A 3,944-nucleotide genomic window follows, 5' to 3' on the forward strand; every position below is an offset into this window, starting at 1 on the left:
AGCAATCTAGTTTGCTGAAATCAAGCAATCCAGTTTGCGGGAATCCCGCAAACTGGAATCGAGGCAAAAGCCCTGTACCTCATCAATCAGGTACAGCCAGAAAACGGTGTGCTTGGGCACGTGCTCCGTCGTAGATTTGCTTCGCGATACTCGGTGACACACTAGGATGCAGGTCAGCATTGACTTGCTCAATCGCAGTGTCCAGCTGCGCCAGCATCTCCAGCATCGCGGGCCACATCCCGTCAACCCGCGTCCACTCTGCCAAAGCTTTCCAGTGCCGACGCTGGATTTTCTGCAGGTGGTAGTGGCGGCTTTGGGTCCCTGGAACAGCCATGGCCATCTTGGCTTTCTGCCAAGCAATCTTTCCATGGCCATGGCCTATTACCGGCCATGCCGACAACACGTCATACAAAGGCGTAGCGATATAGCCCCCGCCAGGTTGCATAAAGATGGAGAAGTTTTTGGCGTGCCCGTCGATAGCACCCAAAAGCCAAAACGCCAGCTGCGCCATGACGAAGCGCGCGCAATCTTGCGCAGACGCCTGGCTCTTGCTCAACACTTGCAAGCATTGCGCTATCCCTGGGCCACCATCCGCTTCGTACTTCTGAGTGCTGGCAATCCCCAGCGACTGGCATAAATCTTCTTGCGGCAAACGTGCCAACCAGCCATCTGGTGTCCATGCCCGATCAAAGCGCTCGACACACAGCACCGTGTGTGGGCCAAAAGTTTCAATGCTGCAGTTCGCTACCGGCAATCCCAGCGCTTTAAGCAATTGATTGCACAACCACTCGTTTTGCACCGACTGTGTGAAATCCAGCTCTGTCCCCGGCACCAAACCGATGTTGGGCTTGAGTATGTGGGTGGTAGGCGTAGCGCCTTCGGGCACGTACCACTGTGAATCCACGCGCAGCAGCGCTGTTTTCTCTTGTGCGCCAGCAATCGAAATCCGAAAGTCAACGTCCGTATCCAGGCTGCCAAATGAAGCCCCCAGAGAGCTCAAGTGTGTGCTGATCGCGGCTTCATCCAATCGCTGGCCACGGATCTGATCAAAGCCATCAGGCTCAACACCCTCGGGCAGTAATTGCACGGCCCCTACACAATCACGGCCAATCGCTTCTAGCAAGGTAAACACGTCCGGCTTGCGCAGTCCGTACCGCTGCCGAATGCGCTTGCGAATGTCGGTGTTGTCAGGCAACAGGTTGTCAAAAAAGTTCTCGACCACCTCGCCGGTGACACGCAGGTCCGGCGTAAATGGCAGCGACAGCGACAAAGGGCGCACATGTTTGCTCGCCAGCCAGCCTGGGTCATACACCACACTGTGCGCACCCGTGCGCGAGATCTCCCAGCGACCTACACGCAAACCGTTCATCCAAATACCGAGCGCGCGCATTACCAACGCCCTTGTGGCTTGTGACTCTGCCAGTCATCTGCGAGTACCGTGTGTTTCAGCGGCTGTGCTCCCTGAGTTGCCTCAAGACGCTGGGCTGGCGCTGCTTGGCGGGCTACTACCGTCGACTGCTTGTTTTGTGGCGTAGGTTCACCCGCTTGGGCTGCTGCGCCTGAGAGCGCGGCCTCTGGGGGCAGCGTTTGAGCCCGCAGCACCAACTGCGCTCCCAACAATTCCAGGATGGCCATCATCTGCCCCACGCTGACGGCGGAAGGGTCCTTCTCAATCGCAGCGATTCTGGATTGCGTGACTTGGAGCAAGCTCGCTAATCCAGCTTGGCTCATGCCTTTGGCTTTACGCAGCGACTTGAGGTGCAAGCCCAGGTGCTGCGGAAAATTCAGTGTGTAGTCCATCTCACCCCACGGCCAAAATCATTTCAAAATGATAAATGCAAATTATCACTTAAATGTGATTTTTGCAAATTATCACTCCAGAGTGATGCTCATAAGTCTGGCGGTAGGACCCTCCCCCAGTGGATCACTTCACGATGCGCAATCTGGTCGCCTCTTGAGGCGCTTCAAATTGGACGTTGGCCAGCTCCAGAATGTACGCTTCGATGCGCTGCGCGAACGGCCGCAACGCATCGATACTGCGCGGTCGATAACCCTCTGCCGTCGCACTGGGCTTGTGCCCCATGATCTGTGCAATCGCACCGGCAGGTGCGCCTGCGGCTTCCCCCAGCAACGAAAACGAGCGACGCAAGCCGTGGAATGTCAAATGACCAATCCCTGCACTGCGTAGCGCCAAGGCATGGCTTGCGCGAGCGTCGGTAATCCGCCCCGCTTTACCGGTACTGGCAAACACATAGGCACCGACACGCGGTAAACGCATGAGTAGTTGCGCCAAATACGGGGTCAGCGGAATGACGCGAACCTCATCCACCTTGTCAGCCAAGGTCAGCTTGCTCCAGCGGAAATCCACCTGTTGCCACGTCAAAGCGGCCACTTCTTCGCGACGAGCCCCTGTCAGGAGCAAAGTTCTTAAATAAGCGCTGGCAGTCTGGTTGGACAACTGTTCGACCGCACTCCACCAGCTTAGCACCTGTGCCGCCTCCAATGCATCGGTCCGCCGAACACTCGCAGGCAAACTTTCCACAATCGCCGGTGCTTTGCCGGCATCACGGTCCACCAACGCTCGATATTTAGGCTGAGCAGCACACCAGCGTAGAAAGCCACGGAACATCATGAGCGCACGGGTGGCCTGGTGCCTTCCACTTTGTGCCTCTCGGTCAAACCACGTTTTTAGAGCATCTTCGTCAATCGAGACCAAGGGCATAGCAAGCAACGGATACACCGGTCCAGGCCGCGTCAGCCCAGTGCCTCGCTTTTTCGGAATGCCGCCCGCCGACGCCACGTTTTTCAGGTCTTCCAGATAGCGAGGTTTCCAAGCCTCTTTGCGCTTCGGCCTCCCCGTTTCTAAGTAGACAGACCACAAATCACCCACAGTCACCGCGCGGGCCGCTTCCTCCACCTGCCTTTCTTGGGCATCGGCCAACGCCCGGCGTTTTTGCTCACGGGGATCTTTGCCTTCATCAATTTGGCGCTGCAACTCGCGTGCCTTGGCTTGGGCCTCGGGAATCCGCCAAGCGTCGGGGCTGCCAATCGTGATGCGAATGTCTTTGCCCGCATAACTGCCCTGGAAAACATAAGAAGGCTTGCCATTGGGTGTCGCGCGCAACCCCAGTCCTGGGGACGTGGAGTCCCACAGGAAGGCTTGCTTTTTGTCCGGCAGACACTTGAAAGCTTGGATGCGAGCGGCAGTGAATGCGACCTTCGACATGAAACTCCTCTGCGCGGTCTTACATCGTCAGGATGTAAGGGCGGATGTAAGACTTTTTGGTGAATTTGGATCAATTCAGATCAACGCGACTGCTGAAAATTTAATCAACCAAATTCTGCAACTTGTTGTTTTAATTATATTTATCAACCAATCTCAACACAAGCGAATTTTAGCAACCATTCATTCGTAATGAGAAGGTCGCGTGTTCGATTCATGTCTCCGGCACCAATGAGATAAAGGAAAGCCTGCTACTGAAAAAGTAGCAGGCTTTTTTGTTTTTGCTCCGTGTAGCCAGTGTGTAGCCAGTGGTACTTTATTTTTTCCCCAACACAGCCCCCCATCTGCGCTAGCTTCCGTGCAGCTCACTCGAAGTTGCTGCGCAACTCCAGCGCCACATCAGAGAAGCATTACGCTGAGCTTCCTTTTGAGGATTGCTAGTGCACTATGAACGAATAGTGCGCTGGCGACGTCGCTGGATTCTTATCAAGAACGCAACTTCTACAACTTAAGCTTTTCTGACTCAGCCCTCATGCATAAGAACTGAGAAAGCCACTGCAAATTGGTAAAAGTTTAGGACTTATTGGTCTTGATGATTCTGACGTAACAGACGTTACATCATTAAAAATCAGTCGCTTAGAAGAATTTCTAACGAAACATTGACGTTACATCACCCTCTTAATCAGGGCGTTCATCTTCGTCACGGCTTTGTTGCACAATG

At 54.6% G+C, this 3,944-nt stretch carries 3 protein-coding genes; all 3 read right to left on the bottom strand.

The window, feature by feature from the left end; translation table 11 throughout:
- Window positions 1–82 precede the first annotated feature (82 nt).
- On the bottom strand, window positions 83–1,390 hold the full coding sequence (locus tag CA2_RS17000; protein ID WP_042420308.1) for a type II toxin-antitoxin system HipA family toxin: 1,308 nt from the start codon (window positions 1,388–1,390) through the stop codon (window positions 83–85).
- A complete protein-coding gene (locus CA2_RS17815) occupies window positions 1,390–1,800 on the bottom strand; it encodes a helix-turn-helix domain-containing protein (protein WP_081889063.1) in 411 nt (136 codons plus the stop codon). The genes CA2_RS17000 and CA2_RS17815 overlap by 1 nt, the downstream gene beginning before the upstream one ends.
- Window positions 1,801–1,924: 124 nt before the next feature.
- On the bottom strand, window positions 1,925–3,226 hold the full coding sequence (locus CA2_RS17010; protein ID WP_042420311.1) for a tyrosine-type recombinase/integrase: 1,302 nt from the start codon (window positions 3,224–3,226) through the stop codon (window positions 1,925–1,927).
- Window positions 3,227–3,944: the final 718 nt, after the last annotated feature.

The organism is Comamonas aquatica NBRC 14918 (assembly GCF_000739875.1).
In the GTDB taxonomy this organism is placed as follows: domain Bacteria; phylum Pseudomonadota; class Gammaproteobacteria; order Burkholderiales; family Burkholderiaceae_C; genus Comamonas; species Comamonas aquatica.